This window comes from Streptomyces sp. NPDC127092 (genome assembly GCF_042722475.1).
Classification (GTDB): domain Bacteria; phylum Actinomycetota; class Actinomycetes; order Streptomycetales; family Streptomycetaceae; genus Streptomyces.
In genome coordinates this window covers 124,031-145,357 of record NZ_JBHXFE010000006.1, presented here as the reverse complement: position 1 = coordinate 145,357, position 21,327 = coordinate 124,031, and the positions used below count along the sequence as shown (strand labels likewise).

Here is a 21,327-nt window from a genome sequence, read left to right as displayed (position 1 = left end):
CGCACGCTGCCGCATGCCTTGGTACGTGCGGCAACCGTATTCGCACTTTCGGCAGGCGTCGCCCTGCCGGCCGTCGTCGCGGCTCCGGCCGCGTACGCGGCCACCGTCACGCAGACGACCACCCTGGACGACGGCCGGCTGACCCTCGGGGGGCTGCCGAGCACCGCGCTCTGGGTGAAGGTGAGCGTCCTCGCCTCCAGCGCCCCGGACGCCGCCGTGCTCGCCTCGACGGACGAGCTCTCGGCCACCGGCACCTACGCCTGGACGACCGACGCTCCGATCAAGCTGCCCGAGGGCACCGCCTTCGGCGACTACCCGCTCGCCGTCGAGTACCGCCTCCCGGGCGGCCTCGTCACGCGCTGGACCGGCGGGTCCTTCGGCTACAAGCTGCACACCGGTGTCTCCTCGGTCGCCTTCGACCGCGCGACCACCACCTTCGACCAGCGTGACGTCACGCTGTCCGGCAAGGCCACCACCTGGAACCCGGCCACCGGCGAGCGCACGCCCGCCGCCGAGGGCACCTCGGTGAAGGTCACGCTGAACCTGACGGACGCCTACGGCCTGCCGAAGACGAGGACCGCCACCGCCACCACGGTGGCCGACGGCGCCTTCTCGCTGCCCGTCACGCCGGACGCGAAGATCACCGGCGGCACCGCCGAGGTCCAGGCCACGACCGAGGTCGACCCGGACGCCGCGCGCCAGGTGCCCGCCGTGGGCGTCGAGAAGCTCACGTACCGGATCACCTCGGACGCGAGCAAGTACCGCGTCAACGCCGGCACGGACGTCACCATCTCCGGCCGCGTCGAGCGCCTGACGGAGGACGGCTGGAAGGGCTTCGGCGGCGCCCCGGTGGTCACCACCGGCACGCAGCCGCTGTCGTACGACCGTGTCCTCAAGGACGAGATCGGCTCCGGCACCTCGCTCCAGGACGGCTCCTTCTCCTACCTGTCGCGGGTCCAGTACTCGACGACCGGCGCCTACACCGGCCTGCGTCCCTCCGTGTACTACGGCGAGGGCAACGAGCGTCCGACCGACATGGCCCCGCTCGCGGTGCCGCAGCAGTTCTCGTTCACCGCGACCGCGCAGACGCTCAGCCAGTTCGGCGAGCTCAACGTGCGCGGCCGGCTGGGCACCGGCTACTGCGACGTGAAGCCCGACTGGGTCGCCCTCCAGGTCTCCCTGGACGGCGGGCGCACCTGGGGCCAGATGAAGTCCATGCCGGTGAACTCCGCCTGCGCGTACGACTTCAACGTCTGGGGCTACGAGAACGCCCTGTACCGGGTCTACCACCCGGAGACGGATCGTTTCGTCGCCAAGACGAGCACCCCGGTCCGCCTGTCCCGGATCCCGACCCGGATCGTCAACGTCACCATCAGCCCCTCGCGTCCGCGCACCGGCGGCAGCATGACCGTCAAGGGTCTGGTGCAGCAGAAGGTCAACGGCGTCTGGAAGGCCATGCCGGGCGCGCGCCTGACGCTGGTCTTCCGGTTCAAGGGTGACCCCGAGGACGCGTGGTACTGGGCCAAGAAGGACATCCCGACCAACTCCTACGGCAACTTCAGCTTCAGCACCACCAACTACGGCGACGGCACGTGGGCCCTGGTGTGGCAGGAAAAGAACGGCTACTTCTACAGCGAGTCGAGGGAGATCTACGTCGATGCGCTCTGACCTCCGACGGCTCTCCGCCGTCTCCCTCGTCACGGCGCTCACCCTGGGCGCGGCGGCCGGCCCGGCCTTCGCCGAGGACGCTCCCGCCGCGAGCCCCGTGGGCATCGGCCGTGCGCTCACCAACGACGCCGAGCGCGGCAGCTTCCAGGTGACCGCGTGGACGGACGCGCCGCAGGCGACCGTCACCGCGGTGTCCGCCAAGGTCCGGCAGGGCGACACCGTCCTCGCCGACATCCCGGCGCTGGTGGAAAGCCAGTCGTACAAGGGCACGTTCTCCGTACCGGCCGAGGCGACGCTCAAGCTGGTGGAGGACCAGGGCTCCATCCCGGAGCTCGGCAAGTACGCGATCGACGTCACCGCCACCGACTCGCTCGGCAACACCGTGACCCGCACCGACGCGGGCACGCTCGATTTCACGCTGAAGCCGCGCCTGAAGGACTTCCACCTCGGCACCCCCAGCTGGGCGGACCCGTACCTGCGTCCGCAGGGCAAGCTGGTCGGTATCCAGCCCGGTTCGGGCGACGAGGTCGTGATCCCCGAGGCGAAGGTCTCGTACCAGCGCGGCGGGCCGGACGGCGAGACCGTCGGCTCCGCCGACACGACCGTCACCGGCGAGTTCGCCGGCGCGCCGGTCGAGCTGGCCACGCGCTACGAGCACTTCTACGCGACGTACAGCGGTGACACCGCGAAGGTGCACGGCAGCACCTTCCAGTACGGCAGCCCGGCCGCGGACCTGAAGGCCAAGTGGATGCGGCTCCAGGTCACCGCCGACAAGACGCGCGCGACGAACGGCGAAACGGTCACTCTTACCGGCCGGCTCACCGATCCGGAGAACGCCGAGGCCCCGCTGCCGAACGAACCGCTCAAGGCGCAGCTCGGCGGCGGCCTGTCCAAGACCGTGCTCACGGACGCGGAGGGCAAGTTCACGGTGCAGCTGGTGGCGGCACCGAGCCGGGACTCGAGCGGCTGGACGGTCTCTTCGGGCAGTTGGTTCCAGGGCATCTCGACCGTCAGCGGCCCGCTCGTGATGCCGCTGGACTCGCGCACCTCCGTCGTGGGCTACAAGCTCGGCACCGACGCCCGCCTCACCGTGTACGGCGAGTTCCGCTCCCCGTACGAGAGTTGGTCGGGCACCTCGTCGCAGCAGACGGTGATCCTGGAGCAGTCACCGGACGGGCAGACCGGATGGAAGAAGGTCGCCTCGACGAGCTTCTACTCGAACATACGCAACCCCTTCGTCATCGGCACCTGGAGCAAGGGCGGCTGGTTCCGGCTCCGGCACCTGGAGTCCGACCAGTACGCCGAGTCCGTCAGCAAGCCCTTCTACGTCGTCCGCACCGAGACCCGCGTCACCGGCCTCAAGGCCTCCCCGGACCCCGTCGCCAAGGGTTCGACGATCACGGTCACGGGCTCGCTCCAGCAGTACACCAGCGGCGCCTGGCGCGGTCTCGGCTCGCAGTCGGTGAGCATCTGGTACAAGAAGTGGGGCACGACCACCTGGAAGCAGGTCGCCTCCGGCAAGTCCTCCTCGACGGGCGCGGTCTCGCTGAAGACCACGGCGACCGCCGACGGCTGGTACCAGATCCGCTACTACGGTGACGGCACCCACTTCCAGACGTTCAGCGGCCAGGACTGGGTCGACGTCCGCTGAGCCTCTTCCGTAAGTCCCGGAAACACTGAAGGGCGGCACCCTCTCGGGTGCCGCCCTTCGGCGTTGCTCAGGAGATCCGATCCCTCAGGATCAGAAGTCCATGTCACCGCCCGGCATGCCGCCGCCGGCCGGCGCGGCGGCCTTCTCCGGCTTGTCGGCGATGACGGCCTCGGTGGTGAGGAACAGGGCCGCGATGGAGGACGCGTTCTGCAGCGCGGAACGGGTCACCTTGGCGGGGTCGATGATGCCCTCGGCGATCATGTCGACGTACTCACCGGTCGCGGCGTTCAGGCCGTGGCCGACGGGCAGGTTGCGCACCTTCTCGACGATGACGCCGCCCTCGAGACCACCGTTGACGGCGATCTGCTTCAGCGGGGCCTCCAGGGCCAGCTTGACGATGTTGGCACCGGTGGCCTCGTCGCCGTCCAGCTCGAGCTTCTCGAAGACGGAGGAGGCCTGCAGCAGGGCCACGCCACCGCCGGCGACGATGCCCTCCTCGACGGCCGCCTTCGCGTTGCGCACGGCGTCCTCGATGCGGTGCTTGCGCTCCTTGAGCTCGACCTCGGTCGCGGCACCGGCCTTGATGACGGCGACGCCACCGGCGAGCTTCGCCAGGCGCTCCTGGAGCTTCTCGCGGTCGTAGTCCGAGTCGGAGTTCTCGATCTCGGCGCGGATCTGGTTCACGCGACCCGCGACCTGCTCGCTGTCACCGGCACCGTCGACGATGGTGGTCTCGTCCTTGGTGATGACGACCTTGCGGGCGCGGCCCAGCAGGTCCAGGCCGGCGTTCTCGAGCTTGAGGCCGACCTCCTCGGAGATGACCGTGCCGCCGGTGAGGATGGCGATGTCGTTCAGCATGGCCTTGCGGCGGTCGCCGAAGCCCGGGGCCTTGACGGCGACGGACTTGAAGGTGCCGCGGATCTTGTTGACGACCAGGGTCGACAGGGCCTCGCCCTCGACGTCCTCGGCGATGATCAGCAGCGGCTTGCCCGACTGCATGACCTTCTCGAGGAGCGGGAGCAGGTCCTTCACCGAGGACACCTTGGAGTTGACGATGAGGATGTACGGGTCCTCGAGCGCGGCCTCCATGCGCTCCATGTCGGTCGCGAAGTACGCCGAGATGTAGCCCTTGTCGAAGCGCATGCCCTCGGTGAGCTCCAGCTCCAGACCGAAGGTCTGGGACTCCTCGACGGTGATGACGCCTTCCTTGCCGACCTTGTCCATGGCCTCGGCGATGAGCTCGCCGATCTGGGTGTCGGCGGCGGAGATGGAGGCGGTGGAGGCGATCTGCTCCTTGGTCTCGACCTCCTTGGCCTGGTCGAGCAGCGCACCGGAGACGGCCTCGACGGCCTTCTCGATGCCGCGCTTCAGGGCCATCGGGTTGGCGCCGGCGGCAACGTTGCGGAGGCCCTCACGGACCAGGGCCTGGGCGAGGACGGTGGCGGTGGTCGTACCGTCGCCGGCGACGTCGTCCGTCTTCTTGGCGACTTCCTTGACCAGCTCGGCGCCGATCTTCTCGTACGGGTCCTCGAGCTCGATCTCCTTGGCGATGGAGACACCATCGTTGGTGATCGTGGGGGCGCCCCACTTCTTCTCGAGGACGACGTTGCGGCCCTTGGGGCCGAGGGTGACCTTGACGGCGTCAGCGAGCTGGTTCATGCCGCGCTCGAGACCGCGCCGGGCCTCCTCGTCGAACGCGATGATCTTGGCCATGTGAAGTGGTCCTCCCGGACATGGGGTGGATAACGCTCCTGGACCGCGCCGACGCCCGCGACGGACGGCCCGCGCTCCTCGTGGTTCCTTCCCCACTCGGTCCGCGACCTCGTCTGCCCGATCCTCGTAAGCACTCTCACCTTCAGAGTGCTAACGCCAATGATTAGCACTCGCCCTAGGAGAGTGCAAGCGACTCCCGCAGATCGAGAGCCCCGGACGCGACAGGCCCCGGACACGACAGGCCATCCGCGCGAGCCCCGGGCGGACCCGGCGGCCGGCACCCGCCGGGAAACGCGCGAGGGGCCCGCATCCCGGTCAGGATGCGGGCCCCTCGACGGAAGTGCGTCGGTGGCCGATCGCGCCGCGCTCAGACGGCGAGCTTGACCATGTCCGCCTGCGGACCCTTCTGGCCCTGCGAGATCTCGAACTCGACCCGCTGACCCTCTTCGAGGGTGCGGTACCCGTCCATCTGGATCGCGCTGTAGTGGACGAAAACATCCGCACCACCGTCGACCGCGATGAAGCCGTAGCCCTTCTCCGCGTTGAACCACTTGACGGTGCCCTGAGCCATGCCTAACTCCCCTATTACTGGCCCTTGCGCGGGACCGCACTTCGCGGACCCGGGTCAGACCCTGCGCCGGAACGCGTCGACCGCGGCTGAATGTATCTGCCCAACTGCCCTCTGCAACAGGTCAATCGGACGAGAATTCTGGGCAGCCCGGAAAGGGGAATTGGGGAGAATCCCCAGGATTACGGGGCAAGTCGGGCCCGGCAAAAAGCGCAGAAGGTACACAAGGCACGGGCACTTTGGCTGCTTCTTGTCGTGCGCGGACGCATTCTCATATGCGTCTGGCATGAGCAGCGGAGGGGACTTCCCCAACTCTACCGCGCTCAACCATGCAGAATTGCCCCTTCCGCTTTCTCTCGCGGAAGGGGCAATTCAGATATCTCAGGTACCCGCGGGTAGGGCTCAGCAGCCGCCGGCGACCGCCGGGATGATCGAGACGCCCGCGCCGTCCGGCGTCGCCGTCTCCAGGCCCTGCTCGAAGCGCACGTCGTCGTCGTTCACGTACACGTTGACGAAGCGGCGCAGCTTGCCCTGGTCGTCCAGGACGCGGGCGGCGATGCCGGTGTGGTTCTTCTCCAGGTCGGCGATGACCTCGGCGAGGGTCGCGCCCTCGGCGGGCACCTCGGCCTCGCCGCCCGTGTAGGTGCGGAGGATGGTGGGGATGCGGACGTTCACGGCCATGGCTGTCTTCGTACCTCTCGGATTCAGTGGGCCAGGCCCGCGTCGCGGAACGCGTCCAGGCTCGGGCGGATGGTGGCGGTCGCCTGCGAGCTGTCGGCCACGGCGTCCAGGGTCTTGAGGCCGTCACCGGTGTTGAGGACGACCGTGGTCAGCGTGGGGTCGAGCAGACCGTTCTCGACGAGCTTGCGCGTCACGCCGACGGTCACGCCGCCCGCCGTCTCGGCGAAGATGCCCTCGGTGCGGGCGAGGACCTTGATCGCGTCGACGACCTGCTCGTCGTTCACGTCCTCCACGGCGCCGCCCGTACGGCGGGCGATGTCGAGGACGTACGGGCCGTCGGCCGGGTTGCCGATGGCCAGCGACTTGGCGATGGTGTTCGGCTTCTGGGGGCGCACCACGTCGTGGCCGGCCTTGAAGGCGGCCGACACCGGGGAGCAGCCCTCGGCCTGGGCGCCGAAGATCTTGTACGGCTTGTCCTCGACCAGACCGAGCTTGATCAGCTCCTGCAGACCCTTGTCGATCTTGGTGAGCTGGGAGCCGGAGGCGATCGGGATGACCAGCTGGTCCGGGATGACCCAGCCGAGCTGCTCGCAGATCTCGTACGCGAGCGTCTTCGAGCCCTCGCCGTAGTACGGGCGGAGGTTGACGTTGACGAAGCCCCAGCCCTCGCCCAGCGGGTCGCCGATGAGCTCCGAGCAGAAGCGGTTCACGTCGTCGTAGTTGCCCTCGATGGCGACGAGGTCGCCGCCGTACACACCGGCCATGACGACCTTGCCCTGCTCCAGGTCGTGCGGGATGAACACGCAGGAGCGGAAGCCGGCCCGGGCGGCGGCGGCGCCGACGGCGCCGGCCAGGTTGCCGGTGGAGGAGCAGGAGAGGGTGGTGAAGCCGAAGGCGCGGGCGGCCTCGATGGCCTGGGCGACGACCCGGTCCTTGAAGGAGTGGGTCGGGTTGCCGGAGTCGTCCTTGACGAACAGCTTGCCGGGCTCGACGCCGATCTCGCGGGCGAGGTTGTCGGCCTGGACGAGCTTGGTCCAGCCCGGGTTCAGGTTGGGCTTCTCGGCGACGTCGGCCGGGACGGGCAGCAGCGGGGCGTAGCGCCAGATGTTGGCCGGGCCGGCCTCGATCTGCCTGCGCAGCGCCTCGGGGTCACCGGTCGGCAGGTCATAGGCGACTTCGAGCGGGCCGAAACACAGCTCGCAGGCGAAGATCGGGCCGAGCGCGAAGGTCTCGCCGCATTCGCGGCAGGAGAGGCCGGACGCGGGACCGAGGTCGACCTGGGTCGTCTGCGGGGAAGCGGGTGCGACGGTCTGTACAGCCATGGAGGCGAGGCCCTTTCTCCTCATCTTCCTCATGACGCATTTCGCCATGAGACGGATTTGGCACCTTCCCTAGTCGGGGACCTCGCTGGAGGACGAGTAGTGACCGACTGGAGGGTTGCCGGGGCTTCAACGGGCCGTTTCCCTCTGCCCCTCTGGATGAGCGGTATTCGATTGTGAGACGCGGGCGGCACCCCGACATGCATCGGGCATCCGCGTTGTTCAAGACTGTAACCGAAGCCCTGGACGGGCGAGACGGTCGTCCGATCCGCGAGATGGAGATCACGTTGCTGGAAGAAGTGGAGCGCTGGCTGGCCCGGCGGTCCTGGTCCGTGGCCGACCGTCCGCTGGAGCGGGTCCTCGCCGCGAAGCGCGGGACGAAGGTCAGCGTGGTGCTGCCCGCGCTGAACGAGGAGGCGACGGTCGGCGCGATCGTCTCCGTGATCCGCCGCGAGCTGATGACGGAGGCCGTGCCGCTGGTGGACGAGCTGCTGGTGATCGACTCGGGCTCCACGGACCGTACGGCGGAGGTGGCCGCGGCGGCCGGCGCGCGGGTGGTGGCGCGGGACGCGATCCTGCCGCGGATACCGGCGGTGCCGGGCAAGGGCGAGGTCCTCTGGCGGTCACTGCTGGTGACGAGCGGGGACGTCATCTGCTTCGTGGACGCGGACCTCAGGGACTTCTCGGCGGACTTCGTGACGGGCATCGTCGGCCCGCTGCTCACCGACCCGGACGTGGACTTCGTGAAGGCGATGTACGACCGCCCGCTGGGCGACGCACCGGGTCAGGGCGGGCGGGTGACGGAGCTGGTGGCCCGGCCGCTCCTCAATCTGCACTGGCCGCGCCTCGCCGGCTTCGTGCAGCCGCTGGGCGGCGAGTACGCGGCGCGGCGCTCCCTGCTGGAGCGGCTGCCGTTCCCGGTCGGTTACGGGGTGGAGCTGGGTCTGCTCGTGGACGCGCTGCACACGGTCGGCCTGGACGCGCTCGCACAGGTGGACGTGGGAGTGCGCAAGCACCGCCACCAGGACGGCCAGGCCCTGGGCCGGATGGCGGCGGCGATCTACCGGACGGCGCAGCTGCGGCTCTCGCGCGGCCATCTCGTACGGCCGCGGCTGACCCAGTTCGAGCGGGGCGAGGACGGCTTCGCACCGCGGACGTACCCGGTGGACACGGAGGAGCGCCCGCCGATGACGGAGATCGCGGAGTACGCGGAGCGCCGCCGCGTGGCGTAACACCCGATAATGCGCCTTTCTGCCTAAATTTCCGTTTCATGCGGTTCAAGACTGAAACGGGAATCCTGACGGCCGCCCTGGGTCTCGTGGCCGGGTCACTGTCCTTCGCCGGAGCCGGCCCGGCCGCCGCCGATGTCGTCGAGCCCTTCGGCAAGCGCGAAGCCGGCGTCCACCTTGGCGACACCAGGCCCGACCTGGGCAAGACCGGCCGGACGGCCCCGCAGAGCACGTACACCCCGTCCCCGGCGCACACGCCGTCCGCGCTTCCACGCCTCGGCCCGCCCGGCACCAACGGCGGCGCGATGGCGGAGACCGACGCCGGCACCGAGCGCCTGTGGCTGCTGGGCGCACTGGGCCTGGCACTCGCGGCGACGGGCGTGGTGGCCGTGGCGGCGACGCGGGGGCGCAGAGAGTACTGAGCAGGCGCGGGGAATGCGCGGAGGGCCTTTCCCGTGCGGGAAAGGCCCTCCGTCTCCCGGCAGGTGTTCCTGTCAGCCGGTGTAGTAGCCGGCCATGTCGGCGACGAGGTCGACGGACCCGCTCCGGTTGTAGAAGGTGATCTTCCCGTCCCTGACCGGGACGACGACCATGTTCGCCACCGTCTGCCCGGCGACGAAGTTGAGGTTGGACGCCGCGGTGCGGGTCGTGCCGTACGGGTACACCGACACGAAGCCGGTCGCGGTCGCGTTCGTCGCGGTGACGTTGAGGACCACGGCCTTGTACTGGTCACCGACCGTGAGGCTCACCGTCTGCCCCGCGCCGACCTTGGCCTGGTCCACCCCGACGCCCGCACCCGTGCGGGTGTCCATCACGCGCTTCGGCTTCGTTCCGGTGAAGACCGAGCCGGTGCCCTGCTTGAAGTAGCCGGCGACATCGGCGATGACGTCCACCGAACCGGCCCGGTTGTAGAAGGTGATCTTCCCGTCCCTGACCGGGACGACGACCATGTTGGGCACGGTCCGGCCGGCCGGGAAGTTGACGTTCGAGACGTTCGGCCGGGCGGTGCCGTACGGGTAGACCGACACGAAGCTCGGTGACGTCGCGTTCGTCGCCGTCACGTTGAGGGCCACCGCGGTGGCTCCCGGTTCGGTCACCGGGAGCGTCACCGTGCCGCCGCCCGGGATCTTCGCCTGCGGCACTCCGGTGCCGTCGCGGGTGTCCATCAGCCGGGCCGGCGTCACCGGCTGGTACGCCGAGGCCTCGGTGCCGGCGGTGTAGTAGCCGGCGACGTCGGCGATCAGGTCGACGGATCCGTTCTTGTTGTAGAAGTTCACGAAGCCGTTGACGACCGGCACGGTCACGAGGTTGGACACCGTCTGGCCGGCCGCGAAGTTGAGGCTGGAGGCGGATGTCCGGTAGGTGCTCGCCGGGTAGGCGGAGACGAAGCCGGCGGCCGTCGCGTTGGTCGCGGTGACGTTGAGGACCACCGCCGTCAGCCCGCTCCTCGGCACGCCGCCGGCCCCGGCCACCTCGAGGGAACGCGTCTCCCCCGGGCCGACCTTCCCCTTCCAGGTGCCGAGACCGTTACGGGTGTCCATGAGCCGGGCGGGAGTCAGTGGCGTGTACGTGCCCGGCAGCGTGCTGAGCCCGACGTCGAACGACTCGACGCTTCCGGTGGATCGCAGGGCGGCGCCCGTGCCGTCGGCGGGCTGCGCCGTCATGACGTACGTGTAGGTGGCGTCCTCCAGGCCCCGGCCGAGCTGGTCCCTGCTGTCCCAGTCGATCGCGACGCCCGCGCCGTTGCCCCGCGCTCCCTGGTAGGTGCGGACGACGGTGCCGGAGGCCTCCCGGATCTCGACCTTCCAGGCGCCGACGGAGCGGGAGGTCCGCCAGCGCAGCTGGGTCGTGCCGCCGCTGATCCTGCGCTCGAACGTGTCGAGCATGACGAACGGCTGCGGAGCCACCGGCACCCGCTTGACGTGGATGTTCTTCTGGGCGTCGACGAAGGCGACGTTCGCGCCGAACTTGTCCACGGTCCAGGCGCCGCCCCGGCCGTCCGCATCCGCCCAGGCGGGCACGGTGGCGAGGTCGCTGGTCTGCCCGGTGGCCGCGTTCGTCAGCAGCAGCTTGTGCGCGGTCCGGTCGTGCCGTACGACGAAGCCGTCGCCGAGCAGCGATTCTCCCGCCGTCACGGGCACGTTCTTCTTCAGGGTCCGGTCGTAGACGCCGGCCTTGTCGGCCCCGCAGGCCCAGTACAGCCAGCGGCCGACGGCCTGGAGCTCGGTGGGACGGCAGCCGGAGCCCAGCTCGACGGGCGCCGAGGTGGCCCCGCTCTTGAGGTCGTAGGCGTTGACCTGGCCGGTGGAGGTGGCCGTGGCGGACTTCCAGACCTGGCTGCCCCACAGGGCTGCCGCCGACTTGTTCAGGGTGAGCCGGACCTCGTTCTGGTTCAGGTTGTCGATGTCGAGGTCGACGGCGTAGGTCGTGTCACCGTCCCTGGCCAGGACGTACCGGCCGGCGGCGTCCACGACGGTGCTCTCGGTGGGCAGATCCGTGTAGCGGTAGGAGTCGTCCGTGGGTGCCTTGACGCTCGTCCCGGCTCCGTACACCGCGTTGCCGTCGCCCAGCGACCGCAGTCCGTGCGGCGTCTGCCACAGACGGTGGCGCAGCTCGGGCGCGGTCGCGGCCGGCGTGCCGGTCGCGGTCGTGTCGACGTCGAACAGGGCGGGCGTCCCGGGGCTCAGGGCCGGGGCCGAGTCGGAGAGGTAGCTCAGTCGGCCGCCGCCCAGTGCCAGACCGCTGTACGTGGCGGGAACCTGGGGCACCTTCTTCACGACATCGATCACGGGGGCGCCGCCGTCCCCGGGAGAGACGCGGTGGACCGCCCAGTCGGTGGCGCTGCTGCCGCCGACCACGAGAACGGTGCCGTCCGGGGCCGTGACGAAGCCCTTCGCCCCGGCGGGCAGCAGGTCGCGGACGGGGCCGCCGCCGAGCGGGACCTCCTGGAGCTTCTGCCGCAGCACGCCGTCCGCGTCGTAGGAGGCGGCGGAGTGGACGTAGACGACGTGACCGCCGACCACGGCGAACTCCGGGTATTCGGAGGTGGCGTACGGCCTGGCGACGACCGTGCGCACCGGCGTGGCCGCGGCGTCCGAGCGGGGCACGGTGTACAGGCTGCCGCTACCGCCCGACCAGCCCAGGACGTGCTCGGCGCCGAGCCGGAGGGTCCCCGTCACGGGGAAACCACCGGGGAGCCGGACGAGCGTGGCGGTCCCGTAGTCGAGGTAGAAGCGCGCCGAGCCGTCGGCGGTGAAGCGGAGGATCGCGCCACGGGTGTCCTGGGTGACGGGCACGGCCAGGCCCAGGTCCGTGGGGACGCCGGTGACCGGGGTCTCGGTGGTGCCGCCGTCCGCCAGGCGTACCAGGCTGAGTGCCGACGTCTCGCCGTCCTGATCGGTGCGGGCGACCACGGTGTCGGCGGTGTACGTGTTGAGCCAGCTCCGGCCCGCGGGGAGGGGGATCTCGGTCACGGCTCGCGTGGCGACGTCGACGATCCGGGCGGTGCCGGCGTCATAGGAGGCGTAGAGCCCGGAGTGCCCGTACTGGGCCGCCACGGGCTGCGCCGTCGTGGCACCGGTGACAGTGTCCGTCCACAGCAGGTCGTTCACGCCGTCCTGCCGGTGGAGGTAGCCGGTGGTCCCGGCGCCGATCAGCCGTTCCAGGCGCGGCTGGTGGCGACCCGGGTCCGGCACGACGACCTCGTCGGCCGGCAGGGGGTCGGCGGCGAGCGCCGGAGTGGTGAGCGCGGTGGACAGGCCGACGGTCATGCCGACGGCGGTCACGAACGCGAGCGCTCCGCGGGTGCGCAGATACAAGGAAGTCCCCTCCATGAGCCTGTTCCTCAGGCATCGGGCGGGTGACCAGTGCTCGCGCGTCCCGCGCGGCCCCCTCCGGTGCTTCCCGTCCGAGGCGGTGATCGTAACAGCGGGATTCCGGCCACCGTCGGTGGTTTCGAACTGGTTCAGGCCGTACGTCGGCTCGATGACCAGCGGCCCGCGCCCCCTGCGCAGCCGCGTACCCGGCACCCCGGCCCGTCTGGAATCCGTACGTTTGAGCGTTTACCGGACGGGCTAGGTTCGCCGTATGGCTTCCGTCCTCCTGGCATCGAACCGCGGCCCCGTCTCGTACAGCGTGCGCGACGACGGGACGCTCGACACCCGGCGGGGCGGCGGCGGGCTCGTCTCGGGCCTGAGCGCCGTCTCGTCGCAGGGCTCCGCCGACGACACCCTGTGGGTGTGCGCGGCGCTCGGCGACGGCGACCGCGAGGCCGTGCGCCGCCGGGTCGCCGAGCCGGGCGTGCGCATGCTGGACATCGACCCGGAGGTGTACGCCGACGCGTACAACGGCATCGCGAACTCCGTGCTGTGGTTCCTCCACCACCATCTGTACGAGATCCCGCGCGAGCCCGTCTTCGACGCGGAGTTCCGCCGCCGCTGGGAGTCCTACCGCGGCTACAACCGCGCCTTCGCCGAAGCCCTCGCGGAGGCCGCCGACGAGGGCGCGGCGGTGCTGGTGCAGGACTACCACCTGGCCCTGGTCCCCGGAATGCTCCGCGAGCTGCGCCCGGACCTCCGGATCGGCCACTTCACGCACACGCCGTGGGCGGACCCGGCCTATCTGCACATGCTGCCGCAGGACATCGAGGAAGAGCTGGTGTGGGGCATGCTCGGCGCGGACGAGCTGGGCTTCCACACCGCCCGGTGGAGCGGCGCCTTCATGCAGAGCACGTCCATGGACAACGCGTCGGGGACCGCCGTGCCCTTCTTCCCCGCGGGAAGCCGCTGGCGGGGCGTGGAACACCGGCGCGGCGGCGGGCCCGGGCCGATGCGCACCACCCATGTCTCCGTGCTCCCCCTCGGCGTCGACGGCGACGAGCTGCGGGCCCTCGCCCACCGCCCCCAGGTGGACGACCGCCTGGCCCGGCTCCGCGAGGAGGTCGGGGACCGGAAGACCATCGTCCGCGTCGACCGCACCGAACTCTCGAAGAACATCCTGCGCGGCCTGCTCGCCTACCGGGAGCTGCTCACCGTCCACCCCGAGTGGCGCGACCGGGTCGTCCACCTGGCCTCCGCCTACCCGTCCCGCCAGGACCTGGAGTCGTACCGCGCGTACACGGCCTCCGTCGTCGCCCTGGCCGAGGAGATCAACGCCGAGTTCGGCACGGCGGACTGGCGGCCGGTCCTGGTCTCGGTCGAGGACGACTTCACCCGCTCCCTCGCCGCCTACCGCCTGGCCGACGTGGCGCTGGTCAACCCGGTCCGCGACGGCATGAACCTGGTCGCCAAGGAGATCCCGGTGGTCTCCGAGGCGGGCTGCGCCCTGGTGCTCTCCCGCGAGGCCGGCGCATACACGGAGCTGAGCCAGGACGCGCTCACGGTGAACCCCTTCGACGTCACCGAGACCGCCGACGCCCTCCACCGCGCCCTGTCGATGCCCGCCGCCGAGCGCGCCGAACGCACCAAGCGCCTCGCCGCCGCGGCCACGGCCCTGCCGCCGCAGCGCTGGTTCCTGGACCAGCTGGAGGCGCTGCGGTCCCGGTGACCCCGGGGCGCCCCCCGCCGCTTCCCGGCCGCCCCTCCCCCTCCCCCCGCTGCTCCCCTGTATCCGGGCGGAAATTCTTCGGGGTCTCCCCCTCCTCCCGGCAGGGTCTTCCGTGTCAGACTCTGCGACCGATCGTTCCCCCAGGCGATCCGTAACCCCCGACGGAATCACGCGCACCATGCGTCACCCACGCATGCGAGCGAAGGGATCGCGAACAACGTGAAAAAGATTGTTGTGGGCATGACCCTCGGGTCAGCGCTCACCGCACTCCTCGCAGCGGGGCTCACCCCGGCCGCCGCGCAGGAAGCAAGGGACGCCGGCACCGGCGCCGGCGCGGCGCACCGGGCGGACAACCGCCCCGGACCGCTGACCAAGCAGCGCACCGAACTGCGCGAGCAGGCGATCGACCTGGTCGCCAAGGGCAAGGCCAAGGCGAACGCCAAGGGCGTCGTCGAGGTCGCGCCCGGCAAGTTCGCGGAGACCGAGACCACCACCGCCACCCGCCAGGAGAAGATCTTCACGATCCTCTCCGAGTTCGGCACCGAAGGCTCCGGCAAGCTCGGCACCGTCCCCGGTCCGCTCCACAACGAGATACCCAAGCCGGACCGCAGCGTCGACAACTCCAACGCCTGGAGCCCCGACTTCAACAAGGCGCACTACGAGAACCTCTTCAACGGTCCCGGCGAGTCCATGCGGACCTACTACGAGAAGCTGTCGAGCGGCGCCTACTCGGTCACCAACGTGGTCGAGGACTGGGTCAAGGTCCCCGGCAACGCCTCCACGTACGGCGACAACGCCGTCGAGGACAACGGCGGCTCCTGGGCCTTCATCCAGGACACCGGCGACGCCTGGTGGAACGCGCAGATCGCGGCCGGCAAGACGCCCGCCGAGATCGACGCCTACCTCGCCCAGTTCGACGTCTGGGACCGCAACGACTGGGACCACGACGGCAACTTCGACGAGGCCGACGGCTACATCGACCACTTCCAGGCCGTGCACGCCGGCATGGGCGAGGACGCGGGCGGCGGCGCGCAGGGCGAGGACGCCATCTGGTCGCACCGCTGGTACGTCAACGGTGACGACTACGGTCTCACCGGTCCCGTCGTCGCCGGCACCCAGAACAAGGCGGGCGGCGCCCGCATCGGCCAGTCGAAGTACTGGCTCGGCGACTACACCACCGAGGGCGAGAACGGCGGCCTCGGCGTCTTCTGCCACGAGTTCGGCCACGACCTCGGCCTGCCGGACTTCTACGACACCGACGGCGGCGAGAACTCCACCGCCTTCTGGACCCTGATGAGCTCCGGCTCCTGGCTCGGCCACGGCGCCGCCGCGAACGAGGGCATCGGCACCCTGCCGGGCCTGATGGGCGCGGAGGAGAAGCTGTTCCTCGGCTGGCTGGACTACGCCGACGCGCCGCTCGGCGCCTCCGGCACGTACACGCTGAACCCGGCGCAGCTCCAGGTCACCGGCAAGGAGCAGGCGGTCCGCATCGCGCTGCCCGACAAGACGAGCAGCACCACCTACGCGACGCCCGTCTCGGGCACCCACGCCTGGTGGACCGGCTCGGCGGACGGCCTCAACCAGTCCCTCACCCGCTCCGTGCCCGCCGCCTCGCGGGTCACGGTCAAGGCGAGCGCCTGGTACGAGATCGAGGCGGACTTCGACTACCTCTTCGCCGAGTACTCGCTCGACAACGGCGCCACCTGGCAGCGCGCCGGCTCGGCCGTGGACGGCTCCTCGGCCGGCAAGTGGACGACGCTGCGCTACTCCTACGCCGCCGGCGGCAAGGACTCGCTCTTCCGCTTCCGCTACCAGACGGACGGCGGCGTGCACTTCGCCGGCGCGTTCCTCGACGACATCACGATCGCGACGGGCAGCACCACCGCGCTGGCCGACGACGTCGAGCAGGGCGTGAACGGCTGGACGGCGCAGGGCCGCTGGAAGATCTCCACGGGCACGGAGACGGCCACGTCCCCGCGCTTCTACCTGGTGGAGAACCGTGAGTACGTCGGCAGCGACGCGCTCCTCGCGGAGGGCCCGTACCAGTTCAGCAAGGGCATCACCGCCCCTGACTGGGTGGAGTTCTTCAAGTACCAGAACGGCATGCTGGTCTGGTACGTGGACCGCTCCTACGACGACAACAACGTCAGCGCCCACGCGGGTGCCGGCTCGGCGATGGTGGTCGACGCCCGTCCGACGCCGTTCCGCTACGACGACGGCACCGCCCCGAGCAACCGCCGCCAGCCCTTCGACGCCACCTTCGGCCTGGAGCCGACGGACGCGACCTGCCTCCACAAGGAGGTCCTGGTCGGCAAGGGCGGCAACCAGACCGTCGCGACGAAGGCGGCCTGCGCGCCGTCCGTCCCGGGCATGCCGGTCTTCGACGACACCGACCCGAACGCCTACTACGACCCGACGGCCCCGCAGGCCAGCGTGAAGGTCGCGGGCCACGGCGTGAAGGTCACGGTCACGGGCGACGCGGGCGACGACCTGACGATCAGCGTGGTCAACCCGTCGTAATTCCCACCTTGTTCACAAAGGGGCGCCCCGCCAGGCCGGGGCGCCCCTTCCTGCTGTTACCCTCCGTCCACCTGCGGTGGGGGGCACGGCAGGTTCCGAGTTTCGGGGAGGGGACCGGGTGCTTCGACACACCCTGACGCGGGGCGCGTTCGCCGCCGCGACGGCGCTCGCACTCACGCTGGGCAGCGGCCTGACACCACTGGCGGGCACGGCTGCGGCGGAGGAGCCGGGGACGGGGACGGCGCAGGAGCTGGTGGTGCCGGCGGCGGCGGGACAGTCCGTCCTGAGCGCACGGCTCCACCTGACCGGACAGGCCGAGTACCTGCGGGCGGACGCCATCGGTGCCGAGGGTGTGTTCCACACCCAGTCGGGGCACGAAGGCGTCCTGTGGACCCGGTTCGCGGACGGGCGGAGCACTCCCGTGCCGCTGCCCGCCGCGACCGAGGCCACCGTCATGGGCACCGGCACGAACTCGCTCGCCCTGGTCCGGAGCGGTGAGGTCGAGTTGCGTGACGCCGACGGCGCCTCGCGACGGATCGCCCTTCCGGAGGGCACGGTGGCTTCGTCGGTCTTCGGGTCGACCGTGTACGCGGTGGAGTCCGTGACCCAGTCGGACGGCAGCAAGACGGCCGTGCAGCATCTGCTCACCCTCGGCGCGGACGGCACGACCCGCGACGCGACCCTCACCGGACCCCAGGACGGCACCCGCCTGGGCAGGGTCCTGGGAGGTGACGCGTCGGGCGTCGTCGTCACGACGGCGGCACAGGACGGCAAGCGCCGGTTCGGCATCGCTCCGGTGGACACCGGACAGCTGGGGGCACTGACGCCCGAGGTCCCCGAGGCGTACGCGCGCGTCAAGATCTCCCCGAAATACCTCGCGGTGTACTCGACGGTCGCCACCGACGACACGGTGCTGGTCACCTCGCGGACCGACCCGTCAGCCCCGTTCACCGCGATCGACCTGAACAACTACGACTACAGCGGCAGCTCCGACCGCAGGTTCGCCATCGTCGGCGACTGGCTGGTCTTCCTTTCGGCGCGTGGTGCGCTGAACGCCGTGCCGATCGCGGGCGGCCCCGCCGTCACCCTGCTTCCCCGAGCCGACTACAAAGGCCCCTCCGCCGGGCCCGACGGCACCGCCGCCGTGATCGGCGGCGCCGACTCCGTCGACTGGGCGCTCCGGCGCATCACGGCGGACGCCTCCGGGAAGCCGGTGGTGACCGTGGCCAAGCGACTGCCGAAGCCCGCCCTCATCAAGGGCATCGCCCTGGCGCAGGGGCGCCTGTCCGTCGTCGACAACAGCTCGAACGGGGACTGGGAGTGGGTGCGCGACGTCAGCACCTCCGGTGCCCTCGGCTTCGGTGACCGGACGAAGCTGACCGGCATGCCGATGCACTGGTGCGAGGCGAACGACTCCGCCTGCGCCGCATACCTGGCACTCGGGGACGGACGGTTCATGCGCCGCGTGGACGCGGACGACACGAGCTGGCGCTACTACATCAACGGCCCCGGTGACTACGACCTCGACGATCTGTCCCTGCCCGCCGGCAGCAGGATCGACGACGTCGCCGCCGACTACCTGGTCGCCACCGCCCCCGGCGACACCGGCAAGCAGACCGTCTACACCACCTGGGGGCGGCTCCTGGAGCAGCGAACTCCCGTCGCCTCCGCCCTGTGGGGCACCTGGCTCTGGAGCGCCGGTGCGGAGAAGGGTGCCGTCACCGCCAAGGACCTGAAGGCGGGCAAGGCGGTCGAGTCGGTGAACACCGGCGCCCCGTGCGTGCCCGAGGAACTGCAGGCCGCCGGCCGCTGGCTGTACTGGTCCTGCGGTGCCAACGGGCCCGCCGGCGTCTACGACCGTACGGCGAAGACCTCACGTTCGGTTCCGGCCGGTGAGGCCCTGCTCGGCGACGGCTATGTCGTCACGCACGACAAGGCCGCCGGCACGCTCGTCCTCACCGGCGCCGCCGCCGGCGCCCCGGAGAGCCGGGTGGTCGGCGCCCTGCCCGACACCGGTGTCTCCCAGCGCCATGTCCGCTGGACCGTGGACAGGTTCGGCGGCCACCTCGCCTACGTCGACGCCGACGAGCAGGTGCACGTCGTCCCGACGGCCATCGCCGCGCAGCCGCTGACCGTGCTGAAGCGAGGGTCGGACTCCGGGTTCGTGGACGCCAAACTCGGCCACTCCTTCCTCACCCGTCAGTACAGCAAGCCGGTGGCGTGGAGCGTGACGGCCCGCCACATCCGCACGGGCACGGTCAGCGAGCTGACCGGCGGGACGGACCTGCGCGGACAGCTCGACGTCTTCTGGAACGGCAGGGACAAGGCCGGCACGCTGCTGCCGAACGGCCAGTACACCTGGACGCTCACCGCCACACCCGCCGACGGCGTCGGTCCGGCCGTCCAGGAGAGCGGCACCGTGACCCTGGTCAACGGCTCCTCGCTCGCGTCCAGCCGGTTCATGGGCGTGACGGCGACTCCGGAGCAGCCCGCCCGGATCCTCGACACGCGCAGCGGCCTCGGCACGCGCAAGGGCAAGGTCGGCCCGGGCGGTTCGATCACCCTCCAGGTCACCGGCCGAGGCCAGGTCCCGGCGACCGAGGTCACCTCCGTCACACTGAACGTCACCGCGATCAACCCGAGCGCCTCGACGTACGTCACGGTCCACCCGTACGGCACCAGCCGTCCCCAGGCCTCGAATCTCAACGTACCCGCGGGGCGGATCGTGGCCGGGACGGTCGTCGTGCCCGTCAACGACGGCAAGGTCACCCTGTACAACCACGCGGGCAGCGTGGATCTGGTCGCGGACGTGGCCGGCTACGGCACGACCGGCCAGGGGACCCTCTTCGAGCCGTTGCAACCGGCCCGGATCGTCGACTCCCGCACGGGCCTCGGCATCGCGAAGGGCAAGGTGCGGGAGATGACCTCGGGGTCGGCTCCGGTGCTCGGGCGCGGCGGCGTGCCGAAGACCGGAGTCTCGGCCGTGGTACTGCAGCTGACCGCCACCAACACCACGGCGTCAACGTTCGTTTCCGTCTACGGCACCCCTTACGCGGACTGCTGGCTGCACTCGCACGTCCAGGTGGCCGCCGGCCAGACCGCTTCCAACCTGGTCGTCGTCCCGCTGTCAGGTGACAGCGGCCTCCACTTCACCAACCGGAACGGCGCGGCCGACGTGATCGCCGACGTCGTCGGCTACTACCGCACCGACCACCTCGGCTCCCTCTTCCAGCCCCTCGCCCCCTCCCGCTCCCTCGACACCCGCACCGGCACCGGCGCCCCCAAGGCCAAGGTCGGACCGGGCAAGACGGTCACGCTGACCGTCGCCGGGCGGAACGGGGTTCCGGCGGCCGGGGCGACGGCGGTCGTCATGAACGTGACGGCGGTCAACGCCACCAGCAGCACGGTCGTCACCGTCTACCCGTACGGGACGGCCCGCCCGGGCACGTCGAACCTCAACGTGACGGCCGGGCGGACCGTGTCCAACCTGGTCGTCGTCCCGGTGAAGGACGGCAAGGTGGTGCTTCACAACAACTCCGGCAGCGTCGACCTCGTCGCCGACGTGCAGGGGTTCTACGCCCTCTGACCGAGCTCCCGCGCCAGCCCGGCGAGCAGCCCCACCACTGCCGCCGGGCCCGGGACCGTGAGGTCGGCGCGGGCGGCGAGGTCGGGGACGGCGGCCGATTCGGCGGCGGAGCAGACGAGGAGGCCGGGGGTGCCGTCGGAGCGGAGCTTCTCGACGGCGGCGTACGCGGGGAGGTCGCCCAGGTCGTCGCCCGCGTACAGGACGGAGCCCGCGCCGGTCTCGCGGAGGAAATCGGCGAGGGCGACGCCCTTGTCCATGCCCGGCGGGCGGAGCTCCAGGACCATCCGGCCCGGTTCGAGGACCAGGCCGTGGTGGGCGGCGAGGTCGCCGAGCGGGCCCTTCAGGGCCTCGAAGGCGCCCTGCGGGTCCTCGGCGCGGCGGGTGTGGACGGCGACCGCGCGGCCCTTCTCCTCGATCCACGTGCCGGGCCAGGCCCCGATCCGGTCGAGGAAGCCGGGCAGCTCGGCGCGCACCGACGCCACGCCCGGGTGCGGGGCCGCGGCCTGCACGGTGCCGCTGACGGCGTCCCAGCGCTCGGCGCCGTAGTGGCCGAGGACCACCAGGTGGGCGAGGCCCGGGACGCCGGCGAAGCCTCCGTACCGTACGGCCACTCCGGCGGGGCGGCCGGTGACCACCACGACGGCGGCCAGGTGCGGGGCGAGGGCGGCCAGGGCGGGGACGGCGCCGGGGTGGGCGCGGGCCTGCTCCGGGTCGGGGACGATCTCGGCGAGCGTCCCGTCGAAGTCGAGGGCGACGACGGCCTTCTCGGGCCGCGCGAGGAGCGCGGCGAGGCCGTCGCGGCCGGCGGCGGTGGTCGGGTGCGGAAGGCTGCTGACCATGTCCACGAC

General features: G+C 70.9%; 13 protein-coding genes and 1 riboswitch. Of the genes, 7 read left to right on the top strand and 6 right to left on the bottom strand.

The features are described 5' to 3' along the window. Positions 1-18 precede the first annotated feature (18 nt). The gene (locus ACFWJO_RS07505; RefSeq protein WP_386863863.1) at positions 19-1,668 is read left to right on the top strand and encodes a hypothetical protein; all 1,650 of its coding nucleotides are present in this window, start codon (positions 19-21) and stop codon (positions 1,666-1,668) included. Beyond that, on the top strand, positions 1,658-3,319 hold the full coding sequence (locus tag ACFWJO_RS07500) for a hypothetical protein (protein WP_386863862.1): 1,662 nt from the start codon (positions 1,658-1,660) through the stop codon (positions 3,317-3,319). The genes ACFWJO_RS07505 and ACFWJO_RS07500 overlap by 11 nt, the downstream gene beginning before the upstream one ends. Before the next feature lie 90 nt (positions 3,320-3,409). Here the strand turns inward: ACFWJO_RS07500 and groL are convergent, their stop codons facing one another. The 4 genes from groL to thrC form a co-directional block, all read right to left on the bottom strand. Further along, a complete protein-coding gene (groL, locus tag ACFWJO_RS07495; RefSeq protein ID WP_128985003.1) occupies positions 3,410-5,032 on the bottom strand; it encodes a chaperonin GroEL in 1,623 nt (540 codons plus the stop codon). 367 nt (positions 5,033-5,399) lie between these two features. Next, on the bottom strand, positions 5,400-5,603 hold the full coding sequence (locus ACFWJO_RS07490; protein WP_005315736.1) for a cold-shock protein: 204 nt from the start codon (positions 5,601-5,603) through the stop codon (positions 5,400-5,402). 399 nt (positions 5,604-6,002) lie between these two features. Then, positions 6,003-6,281 (bottom strand): MoaD/ThiS family protein, encoded by a 279-nt coding sequence (locus ACFWJO_RS07485; RefSeq protein WP_386863861.1) that lies wholly within the window; start codon positions 6,279-6,281, stop codon positions 6,003-6,005. Between the two features lie 23 nt (positions 6,282-6,304). Then, on the bottom strand, positions 6,305-7,627 hold the full coding sequence (gene thrC / locus ACFWJO_RS07480) for a threonine synthase (RefSeq protein ID WP_386863860.1): 1,323 nt from the start codon (positions 7,625-7,627) through the stop codon (positions 6,305-6,307). Continuing rightward, a riboswitch (SAM riboswitch) is annotated at positions 7,621-7,766 on the bottom strand. It overlaps the preceding gene by 7 nt. Positions 7,767-7,887: 121 nt before the next feature. Here thrC and ACFWJO_RS07475 point away from each other — a divergent pair. Beyond that, positions 7,888-8,832 (top strand): glucosyl-3-phosphoglycerate synthase, encoded by a 945-nt coding sequence (locus tag ACFWJO_RS07475; RefSeq protein WP_386863930.1) that lies wholly within the window; start codon positions 7,888-7,890, stop codon positions 8,830-8,832. Between the two features lie 38 nt (positions 8,833-8,870). Next, positions 8,871-9,251 carry a hypothetical protein gene (locus tag ACFWJO_RS07470; protein ID WP_386863859.1) on the top strand — a complete coding sequence of 127 codons (381 nt, stop codon included), beginning with the start codon at positions 8,871-8,873 and terminating at the stop codon, positions 9,249-9,251. 72 nt (positions 9,252-9,323) lie between these two features. On the opposite strand, the gene ACFWJO_RS07465 is transcribed toward ACFWJO_RS07470, so the two are convergent. Then, positions 9,324-12,662 carry a FlgD immunoglobulin-like domain containing protein gene (locus ACFWJO_RS07465; RefSeq protein WP_386863858.1) on the bottom strand — a complete coding sequence of 1,113 codons (3,339 nt, stop codon included), beginning with the start codon at positions 12,660-12,662 and terminating at the stop codon, positions 9,324-9,326. 253 nt (positions 12,663-12,915) lie between these two features. Here ACFWJO_RS07465 and ACFWJO_RS07460 point away from each other — a divergent pair, with 253 nt between their 5' ends. The 3 genes from ACFWJO_RS07460 to ACFWJO_RS07450 all read left to right on the top strand — a co-directional run bounded on the left by ACFWJO_RS07460 (position 12,916) and on the right by ACFWJO_RS07450 (position 20,479). Continuing rightward, a complete protein-coding gene (locus tag ACFWJO_RS07460) occupies positions 12,916-14,373 on the top strand; it encodes a trehalose-6-phosphate synthase (protein WP_386863857.1) in 1,458 nt (485 codons plus the stop codon). A 240-nt stretch (positions 14,374-14,613) separates the two neighbouring features. Further along, positions 14,614-16,893 (top strand): immune inhibitor A domain-containing protein, encoded by a 2,280-nt coding sequence (locus ACFWJO_RS07455; RefSeq protein ID WP_386863856.1) that lies wholly within the window; start codon positions 14,614-14,616, stop codon positions 16,891-16,893. A gap of 118 nt (positions 16,894-17,011) precedes the next feature. Next, positions 17,012-20,479, top strand: a complete 3,468-nt coding sequence (locus tag ACFWJO_RS07450) for a hypothetical protein (protein WP_386863855.1) — start codon at positions 17,012-17,014, stop codon at positions 20,477-20,479. Here ACFWJO_RS07450 and otsB read toward each other — a convergent pair. After that, complete coding sequence (gene otsB / locus ACFWJO_RS07445; RefSeq protein ID WP_386863854.1) at positions 20,467-21,318, bottom strand: trehalose-phosphatase; 852 nt, start codon at positions 21,316-21,318, stop codon at positions 20,467-20,469. The two genes, ACFWJO_RS07450 and otsB, sit on opposite strands and share 13 nt — an antisense overlap. Positions 21,319-21,327 lie beyond the last annotated feature (9 nt).